Source organism: Hathewaya massiliensis (genome assembly GCF_902143515.1).
Lineage (GTDB): Bacteria > Bacillota > Clostridia > Clostridiales > Clostridiaceae > Hathewaya > Hathewaya massiliensis.
Map to the genome: position 1 here is coordinate 1 of NZ_CABFVD010000006.1, position 23982 is coordinate 23982.

Annotated in this window: 16 protein-coding genes, 2 tRNA genes, 3 rRNA genes and 1 riboswitch; of the genes, 2 read left to right on the plus strand and 19 right to left on the minus strand. The window is 33.1% G+C overall.

Features of this window, described 5'->3' with window-relative positions:
- Window positions 1–567: 567 nt before the first annotated feature.
- From hemL to FNZ64_RS11220, 17 genes are all read right to left on the minus strand, one after another.
- On the minus strand, window positions 568–1872 hold the full coding sequence (gene hemL, locus FNZ64_RS11145; protein ID WP_142414910.1) for a glutamate-1-semialdehyde 2,1-aminomutase: 1305 nt from the start codon (window positions 1870–1872) through the stop codon (window positions 568–570).
- A 12-nt stretch (window positions 1873–1884) separates the two neighbouring features.
- Window positions 1885–2850: a porphobilinogen synthase gene (hemB, locus tag FNZ64_RS11150; RefSeq protein ID WP_142414912.1), complete on the minus strand. Its 966-nt coding sequence runs from the start codon at window positions 2848–2850 to the stop codon at window positions 1885–1887.
- A 205-nt stretch (window positions 2851–3055) separates the two neighbouring features.
- Entirely contained in the window at window positions 3056–4552 is a 1497-nt protein-coding gene (cobA, locus tag FNZ64_RS11155) for a uroporphyrinogen-III C-methyltransferase (protein ID WP_142414913.1), read from the minus strand.
- A 1-nt stretch (window position 4553) separates the two neighbouring features.
- On the minus strand, window positions 4554–5456 hold the full coding sequence (gene hemC, locus FNZ64_RS11160; RefSeq protein ID WP_142414914.1) for a hydroxymethylbilane synthase: 903 nt from the start codon (window positions 5454–5456) through the stop codon (window positions 4554–4556).
- Between the two features lie 18 nt (window positions 5457–5474).
- Window positions 5475–6077: a precorrin-2 dehydrogenase/sirohydrochlorin ferrochelatase family protein gene (locus FNZ64_RS11165; RefSeq protein ID WP_142414916.1), complete on the minus strand. Its 603-nt coding sequence runs from the start codon at window positions 6075–6077 to the stop codon at window positions 5475–5477.
- A 31-nt stretch (window positions 6078–6108) separates the two neighbouring features.
- Entirely contained in the window at window positions 6109–7353 is a 1245-nt protein-coding gene (hemA, locus tag FNZ64_RS11170) for a glutamyl-tRNA reductase (RefSeq protein WP_142414918.1), read from the minus strand.
- On the minus strand, window positions 7322–8152 hold the full coding sequence (locus tag FNZ64_RS11175; protein WP_142414920.1) for an energy-coupling factor ABC transporter ATP-binding protein: 831 nt from the start codon (window positions 8150–8152) through the stop codon (window positions 7322–7324). Before FNZ64_RS11175 ends, hemA begins: the two co-directional genes overlap by 32 nt.
- A 32-nt stretch (window positions 8153–8184) precedes the next feature.
- Window positions 8185–8868 (minus strand): cobalt ECF transporter T component CbiQ, encoded by a 684-nt coding sequence (cbiQ, locus tag FNZ64_RS11180; protein ID WP_185903754.1) that lies wholly within the window; start codon window positions 8866–8868, stop codon window positions 8185–8187.
- 154 nt (window positions 8869–9022) lie between these two features.
- Window positions 9023–9206: riboswitch (cobalamin riboswitch) on the minus strand.
- 154 nt (window positions 9207–9360) lie between these two features.
- A tRNA-Gly gene (locus tag FNZ64_RS11185) sits at window positions 9361–9436 on the minus strand.
- A gap of 12 nt (window positions 9437–9448) precedes the next feature.
- Window positions 9449–9565: ribosomal RNA gene (gene rrf, locus FNZ64_RS11190) — 5S ribosomal RNA — on the minus strand.
- 178 nt (window positions 9566–9743) lie between these two features.
- Window positions 9744–12650, minus strand: a 23S ribosomal RNA gene (locus tag FNZ64_RS11195).
- 242 nt (window positions 12651–12892) lie between these two features.
- A 16S ribosomal RNA gene (locus FNZ64_RS11200) occupies window positions 12893–14407 on the minus strand.
- The 16S, 23S and 5S rRNA genes sit together here with 1 tRNA gene alongside, the layout of an rRNA operon.
- Window positions 14408–14440: 33 nt before the next feature.
- Window positions 14441–14599 carry a hypothetical protein gene (locus tag FNZ64_RS14720; RefSeq protein ID WP_185903666.1) on the minus strand — a complete coding sequence of 53 codons (159 nt, stop codon included), beginning with the start codon at window positions 14597–14599 and terminating at the stop codon, window positions 14441–14443.
- Window positions 14600–15326: 727 nt separating this feature from the next.
- Window positions 15327–15923, minus strand: coding sequence for a type II toxin-antitoxin system PemK/MazF family toxin (locus FNZ64_RS11205; protein WP_142414924.1), 597 nt, complete (start codon window positions 15921–15923; stop codon window positions 15327–15329).
- 407 nt (window positions 15924–16330) lie between these two features.
- Window positions 16331–17005 (minus strand): L-serine ammonia-lyase, iron-sulfur-dependent subunit beta, encoded by a 675-nt coding sequence (sdaAB, locus tag FNZ64_RS11210; RefSeq protein ID WP_142414926.1) that lies wholly within the window; start codon window positions 17003–17005, stop codon window positions 16331–16333.
- A 34-nt stretch (window positions 17006–17039) separates the two neighbouring features.
- The gene (locus FNZ64_RS11215; protein WP_142414928.1) at window positions 17040–17612 is read right to left on the minus strand and encodes a rhomboid family intramembrane serine protease; all 573 of its coding nucleotides are present in this window, start codon (window positions 17610–17612) and stop codon (window positions 17040–17042) included.
- Between the two features lie 314 nt (window positions 17613–17926).
- Window positions 17927–18568 (minus strand): hypothetical protein, encoded by a 642-nt coding sequence (locus tag FNZ64_RS11220; RefSeq protein WP_142414930.1) that lies wholly within the window; start codon window positions 18566–18568, stop codon window positions 17927–17929.
- A 340-nt stretch (window positions 18569–18908) separates the two neighbouring features.
- On the opposite strand from FNZ64_RS11220, the gene FNZ64_RS11225 reads away from it, so the two are divergent.
- Window positions 18909–18995: transfer RNA gene (locus FNZ64_RS11225), tRNA-Leu, on the plus strand.
- Window positions 18996–19137: 142 nt separating this feature from the next.
- On the opposite strand, the gene FNZ64_RS11230 is transcribed toward FNZ64_RS11225, so the two are convergent.
- Entirely contained in the window at window positions 19138–20328 is a 1191-nt protein-coding gene (locus tag FNZ64_RS11230; RefSeq protein WP_142414932.1) for an amidase domain-containing protein, read from the minus strand.
- 136 nt (window positions 20329–20464) lie between these two features.
- Window positions 20465–22972: a magnesium-translocating P-type ATPase gene (mgtA, locus tag FNZ64_RS11235; protein WP_142414934.1), complete on the minus strand. Its 2508-nt coding sequence runs from the start codon at window positions 22970–22972 to the stop codon at window positions 20465–20467.
- A 541-nt stretch (window positions 22973–23513) separates the two neighbouring features.
- Here mgtA and FNZ64_RS11240 point away from each other — a divergent pair.
- Window positions 23514–23972 (plus strand): VOC family protein, encoded by a 459-nt coding sequence (locus FNZ64_RS11240; protein WP_142414936.1) that lies wholly within the window; start codon window positions 23514–23516, stop codon window positions 23970–23972.
- Window positions 23973–23982 lie beyond the last annotated feature (10 nt).

A 23982-nucleotide genomic window follows, 5' to 3' on the forward strand; every position in this document is an offset into this window, starting at 1 on the left:
GAATGCGAGTTCTTTTATCTTACTCTGTTTAATTTTCAAAGACCAATTTCTTTAATTTTTGTCACTCTCTTCAAGCGACTTAATCAGTATATCAAACTGATTTTTATTTGTCAACAACTTTTTTTAAATTTTTTTCTTAGTTGTTATACTGCATTACCGCAGCGACAATTAATATAATATCACATATAAATCTGTATAGAAACTGAACATATCTCATTATACTAAATTAACTCCACATTTCTAATTTTTTTATGCTTTTTTAGGCATTTTTCTTTTATTGATACACTTGGTAAAGTTTAAGTCTAAAAATGGGATTATTAAAGTAATTTAACTTTCGCAGTTATAAAATTATAATTTAAAATAAGATATAATAAGTAAGAAATATTAAGTAAGAGGTAAGAGAAAATAAGTAAGAAGTAAGAATTAAGAGTTAGTAGTTTAAGTAAGAGTTAATAGTTCAAGATAAAAACTCCTTTGGAGTTTTTATAAAATATATTTTCTTTATAAAAAGAATAATAACACCGTCAATTCATTTATCCGATAAATTGACGGTGTTATACTTAGTTTTTATTTATTAAAAGCTACTTTTAAAGCCTTTTTAAATACTTCTAAAGTTTTATTTATATCTTCTTCTTTATGAGCTGCTGAAAGGAATAACCCCTCAAATTGAGCTGGTGGGAATAACACACCATTTTTTAACATCTCTCTAAAGAAAATCGCATATTTTTCAGTATCACATTTTGTTACATCATTATAGTTTTTAAATTCACCCTTAGCAAAGAATGTACATAACATAGCTTTAAATCTTATTACAGTAACATCTACACCTAATTCATCTATAATTTTATTCATGCCCTCTTCAAATTTAATAGCCATGTTCTCTAGATTTTCATATATTTCAGGTCTTTCTTTTAATATGTTTAAGTTTCTATATCCCATAAACATAGCAAGTGGATTTCCTGAAAGTGTACCTGCTTGATAAACTGGTCCTACTGGTGATACCATCTCCATTATTTCCTTCTTACCACCATAAGCTCCAACTGGAAGTCCTGCTCCTATGATTTTTCCAAAACAAGTCATATCTGGTTCTATTCCATAAACCTCTTGTGCTCCACCAAAAGCTACTCTAAAGCCTGTAATAACTTCATCAAAAATTAATACAGAACCGTATTTCTTAGTTATATCTCTTAAATATTGTAAGAATTCTTTAGTAGCTGGTACAACTCCCATGTTTCCACCTACAGGTTCAACTATAACAGCTGCTATATCTTCACCTTGCTCTTTAAATATCTTCTCTACAGATTCAATATCATTGTATGTACATACTAATGTATCTTTCACTGTATCTGCTGGAACACCTGGACTTGTAGGCACTCCAAAAGTTATAGTTCCAGAACCCGATTTTACAAGTAGTGCATCTGAATGTCCATGATAGCATCCTTCAAATTTAACTATTTTATTTCTCTTTGTATATCCTCTAGCTACTCTTAATGCACTCATAGTAGCTTCAGTTCCTGAGTTAACCATTCTAACCATATCTATAGATGAATATGCTTCTACTATAAACTTAGCCATTTTAACTTCTATTTCTGTTGGAACTCCATAACTTGTTCCTCTACTAACTATATCTTCAAAACCTTTTATTAACTCTTCATTGCTATGTCCTAGTATTAGTGGTCCCCATGAACATATGTAGTCTATATATTCATTACCATCTACATCATAAATTCTAGCTCCTTTAGCTCTATCTACAAAAATAGGATTTAATCCTACAGATTTGAATGCTCTAACAGGGCTATTTACTCCACCTGGAATATATTTTTTAGCCTCTTCAAATAATTCTTCCGATCTTTTAGTTTCTAAACCTTTCACTTAACATACCCCCTATTTTAGCTTTTTAGCTACTTCTTTTGCAAAGTAAGTTATTATAATATCTGCACCAGCTCTTTTTATGGATAAAAGTGATTCCATTATAGCAGATTCATTTAATAATCCTTTTTCTACTGCTAATTTTAGCATAGAATATTCTCCGCTTACATTATAAGCAGCTACTGGCATATTAAAATTATTTTTAACTTCTCTTATAACATCTAAATAAGATAGTGCAGGCTTAACCATTACTATGTCTGCCCCTTCTTCTATGTCTATTTCTACTTCTCTTAGACCCTCCATAATATTAGCAGGATCCATTTGGTATGATTTTCTATCTCCAAAAGAAGGTGCTGAATCTGCAGCATCCCTAAATGGTCCATAGAAGGCTGAAGCATATTTTGCACTATATGCCATAATAGGAAGATTAACAAATCCAGCCTCATCTAATGCATTTCTTATATAAGCTACTCTTCCATCCATCATATCAGAAGGAGCCACCATATCTGCACCTGCTTCTGCATGGCTTACAGCTATTTTACCTAAGTATTTTAAGGTTTCATCGTTATTTACATATCCTTCTTTTGTTAAGATACCACAGTGACCATGGGATGTATATTCGCACATACATATGTCAGTTATAACATACATTTCAGGATATTTTTCTTTTATTTCTTTTACAGCCTTTTGAACTATACCACAGGAACAATATGCATCACTACCATAAGGATCTTTTTCCTTTGGTATTCCAAATAATATAACATATTTTATTCCTAAATCTAATAATTCTTTTATCTCTTCATTTATTCTATCTACTGAAAAACGATAAACACCTTTCATTGAAGATATTTCTTCCTTTATATTTTCACCTTCTTCTATAAATAAAGGATAGATTAAATCCTCCACATGAAGTTTTGTCTCTCGTACCATATTTCTTATATTTTCATTTACTCTAAGTCTTCTAGTTCTCTTTATTGTCATTTCTATTCCCCTCCCTTAAGAATTACAACCTCTGCTCTTATTATAGTCCTTATTACTTTATCTTATCAATTTCTATTTTTATAATATATGACCTTCATGCAATCATATTATAAGCAGAGTTCTTAGCTTCATAGAGAGTTTTTTCTACACATAAAGCTTAGAACTCCTTATCCAGAGACATAGTACTCTTTTTTCACACTTTCATCTATTCTTGGATTATAGCCTCTACCACACCATCTATAGTATATTCTTTTGCTTCTTTATATACTGTTAATCCAAAACCTTCTATGGTTTTTGAAGTTACTGGTCCTATTGAAACTAATTTTGCTTTACCTTTTAATAAGGCTAAGTTTTCTTTTCCTATGATCTCTACAAAGTTTTTAACTGTAGAAGAACTAGTGAAGGTTATGAATAGTTCATTGTCTTTTTTTAATATATCAAAAATATCTTCTTTATTACTATCTTCTTTTAAAGTTTCGTAGATTTTAACTTCATCTACAAAGCATATTTCTTTTAATCCATCTACTAAAAGTTCCCTAGCTTCCTTAGCTCTTGGTATTAAAACCTTATCTTCCTTTGTAAGATTTTCTTTCAATAATTCTAATAAACTTTCAGCTACAAACTTTTCAGGTACAAAATCTGCAATAATTCCTTTTTCTTTTACAGCCTTTGCAGTTGCATTGCCTATACAAGCTATTTTTAAATTTGAAAGGCTTCTTATATCTTTATTTAAGCTAAATAGTTTATTAAAGAATATATCTACTGCATTTTCACTAGTAAAAACTAAAGTGGTATAATCCTTTATATTTTCTATAGCTTTATCTAATCCATTATTTTCAACTTCTTTTATTTTAATTGCAGGTACCTCTATTGCATTTCCTCCAAGATCATTTATAATATCTAAAAGCCTGCTACTTTGAGTTCTTGCCCTAGTTACTATAATGTTTTTCCCAAAAAGAGGTTTTTGCTCATAGAAGTTTAACTTATCTCTTAAGCTTACTACCCCTCCAACTACGATTAAGCTAGGTGGCTGAATATTAGCTTCCATAGCTATATCATATATATCCTCTAAAGTTCCTGAAACCACCTTTTGGTAAGGCCTTGCTGCCCAATTTACAATAGCAACAGGAGTTTTACTATCTTTACCTTCTTTTATAAGATTACTGCATATGCTTTGTAAGTTAGCTATGCCCATCAAGAATACTAAAGTTCCCTCTAACTTAGCTAATGCATTCCAGTTTAATTCCTTTTCTTCTTCCTTTAAATGTCCAGTTATGACATGAAATGAAGATGCAAAATCCCTGTGAGTTATTGGGATACCAGCATAACATAGCCCACCTATAGCTGAAGTTATTCCTGGAACTACCTCAAAATCTACTCCTTTTTGAAGTAAAAACTCTCCTTCTTCTCCACCTCTTCCAAAGACATAAGGATCTCCCCCTTTTAGTCTTGTTACAACTTTTCCACTTAAAGCTTCTTCTGCTATAATTTCATTTATCTCATCTTGAGTTTTTGTATGATATTTTGACTTCTTACCAACATAAATAAACTCACAATCTTCCCTTGCCCATTTTAAAATTTTATCATTAGCTAATCTATCGTAAACAATGACATCTGCATTTTTTACACATTCTAATCCTTTAAGTGTAAGTAATTTATAATCTCCAGGTCCTGCTCCAACTAAAAAAACTTTACCTTTCATCTTATGCCATCTCCTTTAGAACAATTTTAGCAAGTTCATAACCTAATTCTCTAGGGTTATCTAAAGTTCCTTTTACAGTCTTTTTAACTATTTTATTTCCTTCTTCATCGCCTAATAGACCTATAAGTTCTAATTCATCGCCTTGAATCGTTCCTATAGCTCCAACTGGAATATGGCAACTTCCATCTATGCCATGTAAAAATGCTCTTTCTGCTGCTACTGTAATTTCTGTTTCCCTATGTGATAAGCACTTTAATACTTCTTCAATATCATTTCTATCTTTTCTAATCTCTATAGCAAGAGCTCCTTGTGCTGGTGCTGGTAATATGATATCTGTAGAAATAGGAACAACCTTATATTTTAATTCTTTTTCTATATCTAATCTATTTATACCCGCTGCTGCTAAAATTACTCCATGAAGATTCTCTGTTTCAATTTTTTTAATTCTAGTATCCACATTTCCTCTGATTGGAACTATATCTAGGTCTTCCCTATATTTTAAAAGTTGATATTTTCTTCTCTTACTTCCAGAACCTATTTTTGCTCCTGATGGTAATTCCTCTAAAGAATTATAACCTTCCTTTAAGACTACTACATCTCTATAATCTTCTCTCTTTGGAATATAAGAAAATTTAAGTCCCTCAGGTAGTATAGATGGCATATCTTTCATACTGTGGATTGCCATATGTATATCTTCATTTAATAGTTCTTCCTCTATTTCCTTAACAAATAATCCTTTATCTCCTATTTTGTCCAAGGATATATTTTGTATCTTATCACCTTTAGTTTTTATAATTTTAAGTTCAAAATCTATTTCTGGATGATTCTCTTTTAATCTACTTATTACCCACTTTGTTTGAGTTAATGCAAGCTTACTGCCTCTTGAACCAACTATAATTTTCATATAAAATTCACCTCAATATTAAAGTTTTAAAGATTTTATATAGTCCTGTAGCTCTTCTTTTCCCATGTGAACCATAGAATTTAAAATCTCTTTTTTCTCTTTTTCATCTGTATATTTTTCTAATACTATTTTCCTGCCATATCCTAATAATTCTACATACTCCTCAAAGGACTTATCAAACTTTTCTTCTAGTTCTTTTCTTATCTTAGCACAAAGAGATGGACTATTTCCTAAAGTTGAAATAGCAATTTCTAAATCACCCCTCTTTATGGTAGAAGGAACTATAAAATCTGATAATTCTATGTTATCTACAATGTTGCAAATAATATTGTTCTCTTTGCAGTCTAGAGCAATTTTTTTATTTACTTCCTCTAAATTTGTAGCACCTATTACTAAAAAAGCATCTTTAATATGTTCTTTTTTATACTGTTCCCTTATTAAAATAAGGTTTTTATGCCACAATTCTTTAAGCTCATAAAATTCTTCTATGAATTGCTCACTTATTACAGTAACCTTAGCCTCATATTCAAGAAATTTTTTAGCCTTTCTTATAGCCACCTTTCCTCCACCTACAATATAAACTTCCTTTTGTTTCATATCTATCATTAATGGATAATACACTGGAGATCCTCCTATGCCACATAACTTCTGTCTAATTAAAATTAAACAATTGATTTATAACTTCTATATATTCATTTACTCTTTCTTCTTTATTTAGTTCTTTTAAGTTATTTATTGGTTCTCTTATTAACCTTTTTAAAGAAGACTTAATCATTTTCTCTATAATTTTCTTTTCCCTACAATCCAAGTCTAATTTTCTATCTATATATTCTAAGGTGTCATCTTCTATTTCTCTACACCTATCATTTAAAGATTTTATTACAGGATCAAACTTTATTCCATCCATCCATTTGTAAAACTCTTCTATACTTTCTTCTATTATAACCTTTCCTTTGTTACAAAGTTCTTCCCTTTTCTTTAAATTCTCATCAGATAGTCTTTTTAAATCATCTATATCATATATTGTGACAAATTCCAAGTCATTTACTTCTTTTTCTACATCCCTTGGTAAAGCTAGATCTATTATATATAATTCCTTATTTAGTTTTGGGATAAATTCTTTCTTAATTATAGTATGACTTGCCGAAGTTGCTGTAAATATAATATCAACCTTATCCATAACTTTATATCTATCTTTAAAATCTAAGGTTTTCATTTTTAATTCTTTGCAATCTTTGCATATATCTTGAAGTTTTATAACAGTCCTATTAGTCATATAAACTGTCTCTACTTTTTCTTCTTCAAAATATTTTAAAGCAAGGAGAGTCATTTTCCCTGCACCAATTAAAAGCACTTTTTTATCTTTTAATGTACCTAATTTTTCTTTTAGATTTTTTATAGCTATATAACTTGTAGATAGTGGTATATCTGAAATTCCTAAACTACTTTTTATTTCCTTTGAGGCAGTTATTGCCTCTCTAAATAATTTATTTAAGATTTTTTTACTACTCCCTATTTCCATAGAAGATTGTAGTGCATCTTTAACTTGCCCTAAAATTTGATCTTCTCCTAAAACTATAGAATCAAGCCCTGAAGCTACATTATATATGTGCCTTACTGCCTCTTTGTCTCTTTTTACAAAAAAATAGTCCTTAATTAAATTTATTTTAAAATACTCACAATAAAACTGCTTTACATTCTCTATACTTGTATTAATATCTTTAGATACAATATATATTTCACTTCTATTACAAGTTGATAATATGATAACCTCTTCCATTTCCATATCAAGAAGACAATTTATAGCCTCTATTTTTTTAGTTTCTGAAAAAGCTACCTTTTCTCTTATCTCAATAGGAGTATTATTATGATTGACTCCTATTACTGCTATCCTCATAATTATTCCTCCAATATTCATAAAGTTTATCCTCGCTTTGGAATAGAGGTAGATTCATATGTTTGTGAACTTTTAAAAGCCAAGGTTCATCTAGATTGGCCTTCTTTAAAAGTTCTCCTCTTTTAAATACATCTAGTACTTCCCCTTCTCCAATAACTTCTCCCTTGTTTAAAACATATATGTAATCACAACATTCATAAATCAAATCCATGTTATGACTAGTTATTACAATTTTCTTACCCTTTTTACTAAGAGAAGAAATAAGTTCTTTTACGGATTTGGTCATTTCGGGATCTAGCCCTGCAGTAGGCTCATCAAATAAAATAACCTTGCAATCCATAGCTAAAATTCCAGCCATAGCCACTCTCTTTTTTTGCCCATGACTTAAAAAATGAACAGGTTTATCCTTAAATTCCATAGCTCCTGCTTCCTTTAATGCTACTTCCACTTTTTCTTTTACAACCTCTTCATTCATACCTAAATTTCTTAGGGCAAAAGCTACATCATCGTAAACAGAAGAATAAAATATTTGTTTATCAGGGTCTTGAAATACAACACCAACCTCTTTTCTAAACTCATATAAAAAAGACTTCTTATATTTAATCTTCTCACCTTTAAAATACACTGTACCTTCCTTAGGCTTTAAGATTCCTACCATATTTAAAAATAATGTTGATTTTCCAGCACCATTAGAGCCTATTATGCCTATTATATTACCATTTTCTAAGTCCATGGATACATCTTTTAGAGCTACTGTATTATCTTCATACACATATCTCACTTTATCTAATCTTATCATAATATCACCTACACATTTGAATTGAACATCTACTATATATAAAATTCTCCATTATAAAGTTTGGTCTCTAGGGATATATTTAATTCCTCATACCTATTCATAACTCTAAAAAATAATAACTTTATAATTAAAGCTGTAGAATTATAGGATGTTTTGAGATTTATATATCCAAATCTTAAATCCTGAGCAACATACATCTCCTTACACTCTTCTAAAAATATAAATATAAATCGATAAATTAATATAGTCATTTCTATAAAAGTTTTAGGCAACCTTAAACATTTAAATACAGCTATTAATTGATTCATTGGTATGGTAAGTGCTAATAAATATGTAGCTGATATACTACATATGGCCCTAAAAAATAAAAGTACACCATTATTTATCCCTACTCTGGTAAGTCCAATATAGTAAGAATTACTAATTTTTATAGAAGCAATAAATAAGTCTTTGTTTGTGCCTGCCGAAAAGATAAGAGTAATTATACTAACTATAAGAAATGCTAATGGAACAGTTAAAAACCTTAAATACTGTGCTAAAGATATTCTAACCACATACATAGTAAATAAACCTAATAATAATATAAGTGCCCCAAATAAATATAAGTTCTTATTAATTAAACCGAAAATTAATATAAAAATACAACATGTGAACTTTATCATTGGATTAAAATCTTTTAACCTGTTTGTATAGGAATACTTATCTATTAAAAGCAATCTTATCCTTCTCCTTCCAAATATTTAGAAATAAAAAATCCTCAAACCTTCAAAATGGTTGAGGATAAAAGTCCAAATTTGTTAAAGTAAGAATAGTATTTCTATAAAATAAAGAAATAAATACTTACATTAAGTATTACACTTCCCTCCGAAGGTTACTTATAAAATCTAGGTAGGTCTCCTGACTTAAGAATCAACTTACTCCTCGGCCTTCCCATAACTTTAACGTTACAGTGGCATATTCGAGTTTCATCCTCTATTACAGTAGCGGGGGCTGTAGTGGTTTCTCACCACTTTTCCTATTAATCCACATTAGAACCTAAATCTATAAATATATTAAATTTATCATATCTTAATTTACAACTACCTAATATATTATCATAATAAAAATATTTCTGCAATAATAAATATATTAATCTGAATTTATATTTAAGCTTTGAATTTTGAAGATATGGCAAAAAATAAAAAAACACCTATAGGTGTTTTTACTTATGGAGCGGGAAACGGGGCTCAAACCCGCGACCTCCACCTTGGCAAGGTGGCGCTCTATCAGCTGAGCTATTCCCGCATCATATATATTACCTGGCGACGTCTTACTCTCCCACAGGGCTTCCCCTGCAGTACCATCAGCGCTATAAAGCTTAACTTGCCTGTTCGGTATGGGAAGGAGTGTTACCTTTATGCTATCGTCACCAGATTATAGTTGTTACTTTTAAATTTTATGAAACTTCTTAAGAGAATGATACTTAGGCAACCGGGGTAATTCTTAACGTAAATCACAGATTTACTAAATTACCCGTTAAATGTCATTTAGACATTTAACCCTTAACGCCATTGCCACCAGATGTTCTCTCAAAATTGCACAATGAATTTATTTGGTCAAGTCCTCGACTTATTAGTATGAGTCAGCTACACATGTTACCATGCTTCCACCTCTCACCTATCAACCTTGTGTTCTTCAAGGAGTCTTACTGACTTAAAGTCATGGGAAATCTTATCTTGAGGTAGGCTTCACACTTAGATGCTTTCAGTGTTTATCCTGTCCCGACATAGCTACCCAGCTGTGCCACTGGCGTGACAACTGGTGCACCAGAGGTCAGTCCATCCCGGTCCTCTCGTACTAAGGACAGCTCCTCTCAAATTTCCTGCGCCCGCAGCGGATAGGGACCGAACTGTCTCACGACGTTCTGAACCCAGCTCGCGTGCCGCTTTAATGGGCGAACAGCCCAACCCTTGGAACCGACTTCAGCTCCAGGATGCGACGAGCCGACATCGAGGTGCCAAACCTCCCCGTCGATGTGGACTCTTGGGGGAGATCAGCCTGTTATCCCCGAGGTAGCTTTTATCCGTTAAGCGATGGCCCTCCCACGAGGTACCACCGGATCACTAAGCCCGACTTTCGTCCCTGCTCCACCTGTATGTGTTGCAGTCAGGCTCCCTTCTGCCTTTGCACTCTTCGCGCGATTTCCGACCGCGCTGAGGGAACCTTTGGGCGCCTCCGTTACACTTTCGGAGGCGACCGCCCCAGTCAAACTGCCCACCTAACAATGTCCGACGACCAGTTTCATGGCCCTTCGTTAGAACTCCAGTACTGTCAGGGTGGTATCCCAAGGACGACTCCTTACCCCCTGACGAGGGTATCTCCAAGTCTCCCACCTATCCTGTACAGACAATACCGAAGTTCAATGTTAAGTTGCAGTAAAGCTCTACGGGGTCTTTCCGTCCAACTGCGGGTAGCAAGCATCTTCACTTGCACTACAATTTCACCGGATTTGTTGTTGAGACAGTGCCCAGATCATTACGCCATTCGTGCGGGTCGGAACTTACCCGACAAGGAATTTCGCTACCTTAGGACCGTTATAGTTACGGCCGCCGTTTACTGGGGCTTAAGTTCACTGCTTCGCTTGCGCTAACAGATCCCCTTAACCTTCCAGCACCGGGCAGGCGTCAGCCCCTATACATCAGCTTACGCTTTAGCAGAGACCTGTGTTTTTGTTAAACAGTTGCCTGGGCCTATTCACTGCGGCCTAGCTTTCGCTAGGCACCCCTTCTCCCGAAGTTACGGGGTCAATTTGCCGAGTTCCTTAACAACAATTCTTCCGTCGGCCTTAGGATTCTCTCCTCACCTACCTGTGTCGGTTTGCGGTACGGGCACCAAACTTCTCCATAGAGGCTTTTCTTGGCAGCGTGGAATCAGATACTTCGCGAATAAATTCGCTCCCCATCACACCTCAGCATTAACTAGACGGATTTGCCTATCTAGTCTGCCTAAATGCTTAGACATACAATCCAATAGTATGCACATCTTATCCTTCTGCGTCACCCCATTTGTCAAACGAAGTTTGGCGGTATCGGAATATCAACCGATTGTCCATCGCCTACGCTCTTCAGCCTGGGCTTAGGTCCCGACTAACCCTGAGAGGACGAGCCTTCCTCAGGAAACCTTAGGTATTCGGCCAATAGGATTCTCACCTATTTCTCGCTACTCATGCCAACATTCTCACTTCTGCACTGTCCACCGCTCCTTACGGTACAGCTTCAACCTGTGCAGAAAGCTCCTCTACCATGTACTACGTACATCCATAGCTTCGGTGGTAAGTTTTAGCCCCGAACATTTTCGGCGCGGGATCTCTTGACTAGTGAGCTATTACGCACTCTTTAAATGAGTGGCTGCTTCTAAGCCAACATCCTAGTTGTCTTAGAAATCCCACATCCTTTACCACTTAACTTACACTTTGGGACCTTAGCTGATGGTCTGGGCTCTTTCCCTTTTGACTACGGATCTTATCATTCGCAGTCTGACTGCCAGGATAAAAGTATATGGCATTCGGAGTTTGATAGAGTTCGGTAAGCGGTGAAGCCCCCTAGCTCATTCAGTGCTCTACCTCCATTACTCAATTACCTGACGCTAGCCCTAAAGCTATTTCGAGGAGAACCAGCTATCTCCGAGTTCGATTGGAATTTCTCCGCTATCCACAGCTCATCCCATGGTTTTTCAACACCAACGTGGTTCGGACCTCCACGGAATTTTACTTCCGCTTCATCCTGGCCATGGATAGGTCACCCGGTTTCGGGTCTACGACATGCAACTAAAGCGCCCTATTCAGACTTGGTTTCCCTTCGGCTCCACACCTTAAGTGCTTAACCTTGCTACATATCGTAACTCGTTGGCCCGTTCTACAAAAAGTACGCCGTCACACATATAAAGTGCTCCGACCGATTGTAGGCACACGGTTTCAGGTTCTATTTCACTCCCCTCCCGGGGTTCTTTTCACCTTTCCCTCACGGTACTTCTTCACTATCGGTCACCAGGTAGTATTTAGCCTTGGGAGGTGGTCCTCCCTGCTTCCCACAAGGTTTCACGTGTCTCGTGGTACTCTGGATCAGATCTGTGGTCTTCTTGTTTTGTCTACAGGACTATTACCTTCTGCGGTGAAGCTTTCCAGCTTACTTTGACTACAATAGCCTCCACGTTATGATCTGTCCGCAACCCCAGAAACAAGTTTCTGGTTTGGGCTCTTTCCCGTTCGCTCGCCGCTACTTAGGAAATCGATTTTTCTTTCTCTTCCTCCGGGTACTTAGATGTTTCAGTTCCCCGGGTTTACCTTTCTGAACCTATGTATTCAGTTCAGAATATACACTGTTTAGTGTATGAGTTTCCTCATTCGGAAATCTGTGGATCACAGCCTATGTGCGGCTACCCACAGCTTATCGCAGCTTATCACGTCCTTCATCGGCTCCTGGTGCCAAGGCATTCGCCATGCGCCCTTTCTAACTTGACCTATCATGAGTAACTAAAGTTTACATTTTTCAGTAAAATATAGTTATTATAATTATTATTCATTGTGCAATTTTCAAAGAACAAAGTAGTTAACTTAACATCCTTAGATTATTTTAATCTTTTAGACGTTAGTCTTTTCTCCCTTTGGAGATTCTACTTATTTGAAGGAATTTTGGTCCTTCAAAATTAAACAGAGTAAGTGCTCGCTACGAAAAGATCGTAATCTTTTCGAATTCTCCTTAGAAAGGAGGTGATCCAGCCGCAGGTTCTCCTACGGCTACCTTGTTACGACTTCACCCCAATCATCGATCCCACCTTCGGCCGCTGGCTCCAAAAGGTTACCTCACGGACTTCGGGTGTTACCAACTCTCATGGTGTGACGGGCGGTGTGTACAAGGCCCGGGAACGCATTCACCGCGACATTCTGATTCGCGATTACTAGTAACTCCAGCTTCATGTAGGCGAGTTGCAGCCTACAATCCGAACTGAGATCGGCTTTGTGAGATTTGCTCCACCTCACGATCTTGCATCTCTCTGTACCGACCATTGTAGCACGTGTGTAGCCCTGGACATAAGGGGCATGATGATTTGACGTCATCCCCACCTTCCTCCTGGTTACCCAGGCAGTCTTGCTAGAGTGCTCAACTTAATGGTAGCAACTAACAATAAGGGTTGCGCTCGTTGCGGGACTTAACCCAACATCTCACGACACGAGCTGACGACAACCATGCACCACCTGTCTCCAAGTTCCCCGAAGGGCACTCCCATGTTTCCACGGGATTCTTGGGATGTCAAGCCCAGGTAAGGTTCTTCGCGTTGCTTCGAATTAAACCACATGCTCCGCTACTTGTGCGGGCCCCCGTCAATTCCTTTGAGTTTTAATCTTGCGATCGTACTCCCCAGGCGGGGTACTTAATGTGTTAACTGCGGCACCGAGGTAACGAAACCCCGACACCTAGTACCCATCGTTTACGGCGTGGACTACCAGGGTATCTAATCCTGTTTGCTACCCACGCTTTCATGCCTCAGCGTCAGTTACAGTCCAGAAAGCCGCCTTCGCCACTGGTGTTCTTCCTAATCTCTACGCATTTCACCGCTACACTAGGAATTCCGCTTTCCTCTCCTGCACTCTAGATACCCAGTTTGGAATGCAGCACCGGGGTTAAGCCCCGGGATTTCACATCCCACTTAAGTATCCGCCTACGCATGCTTTACGCCCAGTAAATCCGGACAACGCTTGCCACCTACGTATTACCGCGGCTGCTGGCACGTAGTTAGCCGTGGCTTCCTCCTTAGGTACCGTCATTATCGTCCCTAAAGACAGAGCTTTACAATCCGAAGACCTTCATCACTCACGCGGCGTTGCTGCGTCAGAGTTTCCTCCATTGCGCAATATTCCCCACTGCTGCCTCCCGTAGGAGTCTGGGCCGTGTCTCAGTCCCAATGTGGCCGATCACCCTCTCAGGTCGGCTACGCATCGTCGCCTTGGTGAGCCGTTACCTCACCAACTAGCTAATGCGCCGCGGGTCCATCTCAAAGCGGATTGCTCCTTTAATCTTTCTATCATGCAATAAAAAGATATTATGCGGTATTAATCTTCCTTTCGGAAGGCTATCCCCCTCTTTGAGGCAGGTTACCCACGTGTTACTCACCCGTCCGCCGCTAATCCATTCCCCGAAGGGAATTTCATCGCTCGACTTGCATGTGTTAAGCACGCCGCCAGCGTTCGTCCTGAGCCAGGATCAAACTCTCAATTTAAGATGATACTAGAAACTTGTTTCGTGTAGCATCTTACTCATCAGCGCTAGCTGAGGAGTTTCCTTTTAGCTTATTTACATAAACTATAAAGGTTTTAGCTATACAAACCAGTTTTCTTAATTTGAGTTTATCCACTTGCTCAAGCATTTTACTGACTTGAACTTGTTTCTTTATTTCTTTTCTTTTTCTCAAAAGAATGCGAGTTCTTTTATCTTACTCTGTTTAATTTTCAAAGACCAATTTCTTTAATTTTTGTCACTCTCTTCAAGCGACTTAATCAGTATATCAAACTGATTTTTATTTGTCAACAACTTTTTTTAAGTTGTTATTTTGCTTTGCATTTGTTCTCTGTGGAACGTTTTTTATTATATCATCACTACACTATGAATTTAGACCATAAACTGCCGTTATGTGAAATTAAATTTAGTATAGTTTGACTTTCATGTTTTTTCATTGTTTTTCATAAACAGACACACTTGGTCTAGTTGAGTTCTAATTGATTATATTTCTTACCTTACCCTTAAGTCTTCTGTATAATCTATTATATTAACAATTACTCTTTTCATAGCTTTTAGAATATTATTTCTAGCTACAATTCTTTCGAGTACGTTATTAGTATCATCTATTACATTGTTTTATCTCTTTACTAACGCCTATATCACCTTCGACACTCGGCCCTTCCCCCCCTATAGATTGCACCCATGCTGGGCGCACAAAAAGAAAGAGACTGGTAATTAACCCAGTCTCTTTCATGTAAAATATGATATATTATCTCCTAGCCTATGCCAGGTATGCTAACTTTATTATTTTTAAGGTAAACTATGGAATAGAACCTCCTAGTCTTAACTAGGTATGTACGTAACACACAAATTCATTTTACCACCCCATTAGTAAAAAATCAAGGCTTTTTATGATATTTTTATAAATCTAAAGAATTTTTTAGTTTATTATCTAATAAGTTTATAAAATTTGAATCTAAGGTTGCAATATGTCTTCCTAATCTAGCTTTGGAAACAATTTTGATTTGTTCACACAAAACAGTACCAGTAACCTTTTGAGCTTCTCCTTGAACTAATTTATAATCAGTTTCTCTTAATTGGATATGTACTTTAATCTTTTTAGGTCTATTCGATATAGGAACTATTATAGTGGTAGGTCCTTTCTCATTTCCTGTATTGTTTTGAATTATTATTACTGGTCTTACCTTGTTTTCTTCTGATCCTATATTTTGACCTAACTCACAAGTCCAAATTTCCCCTCTTTTAGGCACTGTAGAAATTCTTTCTGATACAGATTCATTCATTTCAATTTTTCTATTAACCCATTCAGCATATTTATAAATATCCCTTATGTTAAAAGCTGTATCTCTTAGCTCCTTTAATGTATATGCATCTTCTATCTTTTTATTATTAATATCTGAATACTTTTCTACTAAATTATATATCTTTTCTTTTGTTTCTTTTATGTATATATTTAATTCCTTTTCGTCCATACTTCTAATATTTGACGTACCCATTAATCTTCCCCCTCACTTAAGGATATTTAAGAGAACCTATGTAAAATTATAATAAATTCTAAATTATAATTAATTATACCATTTTTTACTCCTAAATAATATAAAAATAATATACATTTTTTATATTTAAAAATTATTAATATATGATTTTAATTATTTTTAATCTTACATATATTTTAAACTTATTATATTTTATATTGCCCAAATTTAATATTTTATATTATATCTAAATTATAATCTCATTGGAATATTTTTATAAGACTTTAGTTAGGAATTTTGTCTCTTTTAAATTAAATCATTACATTATATTTAAAATTAATTTTATATTTAAAATTAATTTTCTATATTAATATAGAGGGTAATTTCCTCACCCTCTATATTAATAATATTGATTAAATTATTAATACCTAATCTAAAACTGGATTAATAATCTTTACTGAAATTACATTTTCAAGTTTTTCTATTTTCTCAGTTATTTTTGTTGGAACAATTCCATCACATTCTATTATGGTGAAAGCTTCCTTTCCCTTATTCCCTCTATTTACAGTCATAGTTGCTATATTTATATTATCCTCTGCAAGTGCCTTACTTATACCACTAATAACGCCTTTTCTATCATATTGTTTTACTATAATAGCTGGGTATTCTCCTGTTAAATCTACAGCATACCCATCTATACCATTTATCTTAATACTTCCTCCCCCTATAGAAGAACCTATAACTTCTACTATGCTTCCATTATTTTTATGGAATACAATTTTAGCTGTATTAGGATGTGCATTTTCTAGTTCTATAGGTAGAAATTCTATTTTCAATCCCTTTTCCTCTGCTATTTCCATAGCATTTCTTAAATCATCATCGTGTGGTTGCATGCCTAAAACACCAGCCACTAACGCCTTATCTGTTCCGTGCCCCCTATATGTATGAGCAAATGAACCATGAAGATAAAAAGTTACTGAATTGAACTCTTCTCCTGCTATGCTTCTTGCAACTCTACCTAGTCTTGCAGCACCTGCTGTATGTGAGCTAGAAGGTCCAATCATTATAGGTCCTATTATATCAAATGCCCCATATCTTTTCATTGAAATCATCCTTTCTTATATAGTATAAATTTGCTTACTTTTTATTAAATAAATACCCAAAATAACTCCCTGTAATACCCCCTATTATATGAGCAAATTGAGATATGTTGTCTTTTGCTGCAAAAGCATTTACAACTTCTCTGCCTATAAAAACTACCAGTATTATTATAAAAGTTAATGGGATTTTTCCATTTTCTACATTTGAAAAAGAACCTAACAGTATAAACATGAAAGCTATACCACTAGCCCCTAAAAGTGCCGTAGGAAAAATCAAGGTATTTAAAATTCCTGTTACAAAAGCCGTAATTAATATGATCTTTGTTAAATTTGCAGAACCATATTTCTCTTCAACCATAGGTCCAACTAATAAGATAATGCTAAAGTTCCCTGCAAAGTGTTGCCAATTAGCATGACCTAGTATGTGAGAAAATAGTCTAAAATATTGTAATGGATCTAATAAAGAGGTCCTATAGTTAGTAAATAAAAAATATGTAGTAAATCCTTTACTAATCCATCCTACAATATATACTAAAATGGCCAAAAGAGTAAAGGTTAATACTACAGGAGAATTATATTGTATCTTATCCCTAATATCTTTTATACTCATTTTAAACATCCTTTTCTTTTAATATTTTGATTTTATAAAGTGGAGTAATAGTATCCTAATAAAATATAAGCATCTTATTACTATTAAAATCAATTTTTAAAGTCTATCTATATTATAATAACATTATGCTAGTTTTATCAACAAATAAGTTGTAATATCTCAAAACATAATTGAATGTCTTGTCTATATTTCACATATAAATGTTCTATGTACCATAGGTGGAAATTATAATGTAAAAGTAAATTAACTTACCATAACTATATTACTTAATAGGGTTTCTTAGAATTCAGGTGGAATAAATATTCCACCTGAAACTAAGAATCCTGCCTATCTTCAATAGTGCATAACTTATCTAGTTTTTCTAATACTTTTCTAAATCCGTCCTTTATATATGCATTATTATATATTTGTTCATAAGATACTTTATCTACATCTATAGTTAAGATTTTTTTATAATTTGTTCCATATATACTTTTTAAAATATCTTCATATATTGGTATGAGCTTTTCTTTTGACTCTGTTGTTAAGAAGTTTGAATTTAAAATATCATAATTTAGTTTTTCAATAAATCCATATAATTGATATACATAGCTTATTTCCTTTAAGGCGTAGTGGCCACTTAAAATGGAAACTGAACAAGAATAGTCTTTGTTTATAGGAATAGGATATGGTCTATCTAGACTTCCTTCTCTAAATTCTTTTAAAGTCCTTATACTCTGAAAAATAGCAGTACAAATATCTAATCTAACACTGTTAGCATCTTTGCAAAGTTCCTTTCTCTTCCATCTCTCTTCATAGGCCCTATTCCTCTCTAAGATCTTATATTGTTCTTCTATGCTCTTTGATGTGTTTTTTTTAGATATAATCCAACTAAACCAAGCTCCAATCAAAGTTCCAATTATAATGGCAGAAGCGGAAATAACCGTCGTTATCAAATGTTCTGGTATACAAAACACGATTTTTTCCTCCTAAATTTATTTTAAATAAATTTTTAAAAACCATACATAGTTTTTATCTGTAATATTTGTTTTAAATAAGTTTATAAAACTACAAATAACTTCTTCTGTAAAATCACTGTATTTAATTATAGATAAGTTTTGCTAATTTTATATCCAAGATGTTTATTCCGTTTTATATGATCTCTTAACTATAGATGAGCTTATTTAATTTAACTTAACTAAACTATCGGACAAGAATATATTTTGCATTTTAAAGTTAAATATACTTGTATATAAAATTATTCTTGAATTTATATAGATTATATGTTAAAATTTTTGAGTAAGTTAAAATATACTTGCCGAAGTGGTGGAACTGGCAGACGCTCTGGACTCAAAATCCAGTGGTAGCGATACCGTGCGGGTTCGATTCCCGCCTCCGGCACCATTGAAATATAAGACTTAAAGGACTTTGGAATATAAAACCAAAGTCCTTTTTCTATTCAGAAAGTCAGGAAAATGTCAGTAGAATACAAATTACTTACAGATTCTTATTAATATTAGACTTTTAAAAATAGTGTTTAGATTTTTTAGTAACTATATGCCCCTTTAATCTTAATTCCAGTTTTACTGTAACTACTATTGGGCCATTCTAAAAGTAATCTTTCATTTAATCTGTCACTAGTATGACAAGCTATAAGAAAATCTACTAAGTTTCCATTCCTATAAACATTCTCGAGTATTACAGTGCCATGAAAGTCTTCTATTTGAATAATATCTCCTGGCAATAAAGTCTTTAAATCTGCCCCAACTTCAGCTCTAAGTCCAGAACCTTTAATGTTATTTTTAGCATAATTCCTAAAATATATCACCGCTGTCCATGAAGAAGATCTTCCAACTCTACTAGAAGATTCATTCCATTGACTTCCATAGTATTTCCATACATGAGGTCTTTCTATATCCATAGGAATTCCTCCTGCATGAACACATTGGGATACAAAATTAGTACAATCTCCTCCTAGATCTTCAAAGTCAAGATAGGCTGGATTTCTTCCTAATGCCCATTTCCTAGCATAATTAACAGCATTATCTCTATTGTAATTTAAGAAGTATAAATCTCTCATATCTCTATAGATAGGACTAATACTGTTTTTATATTGACTATAATTAATATTTTCTAAGTCTCTTGTTCGCTCTCTATGGTTTACCATAAATTCATTACTTTGTACATCACTATTAAAATCGACTAAGTTATCAATTATAATATCCCTCTCCATCTTGCATTTATATAAAAGTACCTCTCTAACTTCTTCTATATTATAAGGTTTATTTAATGCATAATAATAAGTATTTTGTATTTTACGAATAAAAGGGTCTCTGCTACTATGACTTAAAATCTTAAAATCTCCATTAAAGTTTATAAGTTTAATATAATGCTCAATGATACCTTTTGTATCCACTGAAAGGGAATTATATCTGTATCTAAACTCTTCCCTTACTACAAGTTTATAAATTTTATCTCTTTTTTCTATTCTTCTTATGGTAAGTTTAAAGTCATAATCCTTTAGAAAAGTTTCTAGTGGAAAATCCCTTCTATATTGAACTAAAGTATCTAAAACTAATTCGTTAACTTTACAAGAACTAAGGGAGTTTATGTCTCTATAAAAAAATTCATCATAGGTTTCACTTTTAAGGTTGCTTAAAGCTTCGTATCTTTTTTTTAAATATTTTTCTAGCATAAAAACTATGCTTTCCTTCTCCTCATTAATAACTTTATCCATAACATCATTCTCCCATAGAAATAAAATAATATTTATAAAAATCCAAGGCAGTTTATACTAAGCTACCTTGGATATAAGTTAATACATATTCTATGGTTTAAGTTTATATAATGTGAAATACTTTTAAATGCTTTTCTTATTCTATTTCATATTTTTTAACATAATATCTCTTAGCTATTTGAGTAAGGACAATATATCCCATAAGTATTAAAGCTAATATTGGATAATACATAAATGGAAGTTTTACAAATCCAAAGGCACTTCCTAAAGGTGAATTTACTAATATTATTCCTACAACTGCAACTAATAGAGTAGTTATGGTAAGGGGTCTACTAGCTCTACTTTGTATAAATGGTATTTTATTTGTTCTTATTACATGAATTATTAAGGTTTGAGTTAATAAAGATTCTAAAAACCACCCTGTTTGGAATAGAGCTGGGTTATTATGAGCTCTAAACACAAACCATAACACAAAATATGTGATATAATCAAAAATTGAACTTATAGGCCCTATATACATAATATACTTTTTAATATTGTCAACTTCCCATTTTCTAGGTTTTTTTATCCATTGTTGATCCACTGTATCAGTAGGGATTACACTTTGTGATATATCATAAAGTAAATTATTGGTTAATATTTGTATTGGAAGCATAGGTAAAAACGGAAGTAATATACTAGCTCCAAGTACACTAAACATATTTCCAAAATTAGAGCTTGCAGTCATTTTTATATATTTAGTAATATTACCAAAAATTCTTCGTCCTTCTAAAACTCCTTGTTCTAAGACCAACAAATTATTTTCAAGAAGTATTATATCTGAAGATTCTTTTGCAATATCTACAGCACCATCTACTGAGATACCTACATCAGCTGCCTTTAGAGCTGGTGCATCATTTATTCCATCTCCCATAAATCCAACTACATTGCCTTTTGACTTTAATGCTTTAATTATTCTTTCTTTGTCTAGTGGTGATAGTTTTGCAAATACTGTAGTTTTTTCAGCTTCTATTGCCAATTCTTCATCATTCATTTTTTCTATATCTCTACCTAGCAAAATTTTATCCACAGATAGATTTACTTCTTTGCATATTTTCTTAGTTACTATTTCATTATCACCAGTTAGAACTTTTACATCTACATTATATTCTTTAAATTTTTTAATAGCTTCTCCAGAAGTCTCCTTAGGTGGATCTAAAAATGCCATAAATCCAAGTAATGTTAGATTATTTTCATCTTCCACAGTATATTCATGTTTTATATTGCTATGTCTTTTATAGGCAACTGCAACAACTCTAAAACCTTCTTCATTTAATTTCTTAGACATATCGGAAATTATTTTTGTATTTTCTTCTGTAAACTCTTCTGTTCCTTCTTTTATTTCATAATTATCACACAGAGAAATTACCTCTTCTACAGCACCTTTACATATTAGTATATCTTCTTCTTCAAGTCTTCTTACTACAACCGACATTCTTTTTCTTTGAAAATCAAAAGGAAGTTCATCTATTTTCATATATTTTTTAGGCACATCGAATTCCTCTTGACCATTATCCTTATATTCTAAAATAGCATCATCCATAACATTTTTTAACCCTGTTTGATAATAACTATTTATATATGCATATTTTAATACCCTGTCACTTTCTTCTCCATATATATTAAGATGTTTTTCTAGAATTACTTTTCCACAGGTTATGGTTCCTGTTTTATCTGTACATAATATATTCATAGCTCCAAAGTTTTGTATAGCATTAAGTTTTTTTACTATTACTTTTTTCTTACTCATGGATATAGCACCCTTAGATAAGTTTGCTGTAACTATCATTGGAAGCATCTCAGGAGTTAGCCCCACAGCAATAGCTATAGCAAATAAAAATGCTGAACCCCAATCTCCTTTAGATAAACCGTTAGCAAAAAATACAATAGGTGCCATAACAAATATGAATTTTATCATTAATAAAGTAAATTTATTTATTCCTATATCAAAACTAGTAAGTTCTTTTTTTTCTAATAACTTATCACTTATCTTTCCAATATAAGTTCTACGGCCTGTATTTAAAACTTTTGCAAGAGCACTTCCACTCTCTACGTTAGTTCCCATAAAGCAAAGATTAGGATTTTGTAATGGTTCCTTAAATTCCTCTTCTACTACATTTTTTTCCACAGGAATAGATTCACCTGTTAAAGCAGATTGATTTACAAATAGGTCTTTTCCATCTATAAGTTTAAGATCTGCAGGAATCATATCTCCTGAAGATAAATGTACTATATCTCCTGGAACTAATTTTTCAAAAGGTATTTCCTTTTTCCTTCCTCCACGTATAACTGTGCAATTTGTAGTTACCATGGATTTTAATTTTTCTGCTGATTCATCTGCTTTGCTTTCTTGAGTAAACTTTAAAAATACACCTAAAGCAACCATAGCAAGCATTACAACTGTTGCCTTCTTATCTCCTGTTAAATAAGAAACCAAAGCAAGAATACTTAATAAAATAACTAAAGGATTTTTTATATTGTCTATAAACCTTTTAAATTTGGTTTGTTTTTTTTCTCCTACAATGCTATTAGATCCAAATTTATTTAATCTAGAACTAGCTTCTTGTTCTGTTAGACCTAAAAGCTTTGATTTTTTTATTGTCATAACAATGCCTCCTTTAATTGCATTGCTATTTACGGCTTTGCATGAAAGAAACTTCCATGAAATAGCCACAATTAGCAAACCTATTATTAAATTGTAAAAATATCAAGTTACTCGGAAGACCATCTTCCATGCAAAATTCACCTCCTAAAAAATAAAAACCTAAGTGAAAACTATTTAATTTCTACATTATATGTCAGTATTTTAAAATAGTAAATACATTTAATGAAACTTTAACCTAAACTTTAACTAGTAATTTAATTATGAGGCTGTTGCACTAAGGAATTTACATACAATATATGGATTTTCAAATTTAAAGTTAGCACAGTATATTGTTGTATTTATTCTTAATGCAACAGCCCAATTTTAAATAAGTAAGTAAGTTTTTTCTGTATAGGAGGCATACATAAATTAAAATAAAATCTATTGTTTAAAATTTTTTATATTCTTTTATTTAAGTACTATCTAAAATAGCTTTTACTAAATTATAATAATATATTATAATTTAGTAAGTATTTATATTTTAAATCTAAGGAGAAATATTATGATTGGAAAAATTGCACATGTAGGCATAACTGTTAGTAATATGGATAATGCTATAAAATTTTATGGTGATATATTAGGACTTAAATTAACTAGTAGCATGATAATGGAAGGTCATAATGTAGAGGTTTTAACTGGTATTAAAGATGCAAAATTAAAAGTTGTGTATTTTAATAGTTCGGATGATTTACAATCACCACCTATAGAACTTTTAGAATTTATTGGTTGTAATAACTATGGTAAGACTTATGATAGATTAAGTAACGTTGGAATTTCAGAGGTTTGTTTTTTTGTTAAAGATATTGATGAAACTTATAAAAAGCTTAAAGAAAAAGGTGTTCAATTCTTATCAGAACCACAATTTTTCGATTTAACTTCTCAAAGCTGTGGAATGAGTAAGGCTGTGTACTTCAAAGATAATGATGGAACTATTCTAGAATTAATACAACCTATTAAATAAAAAAATTGCT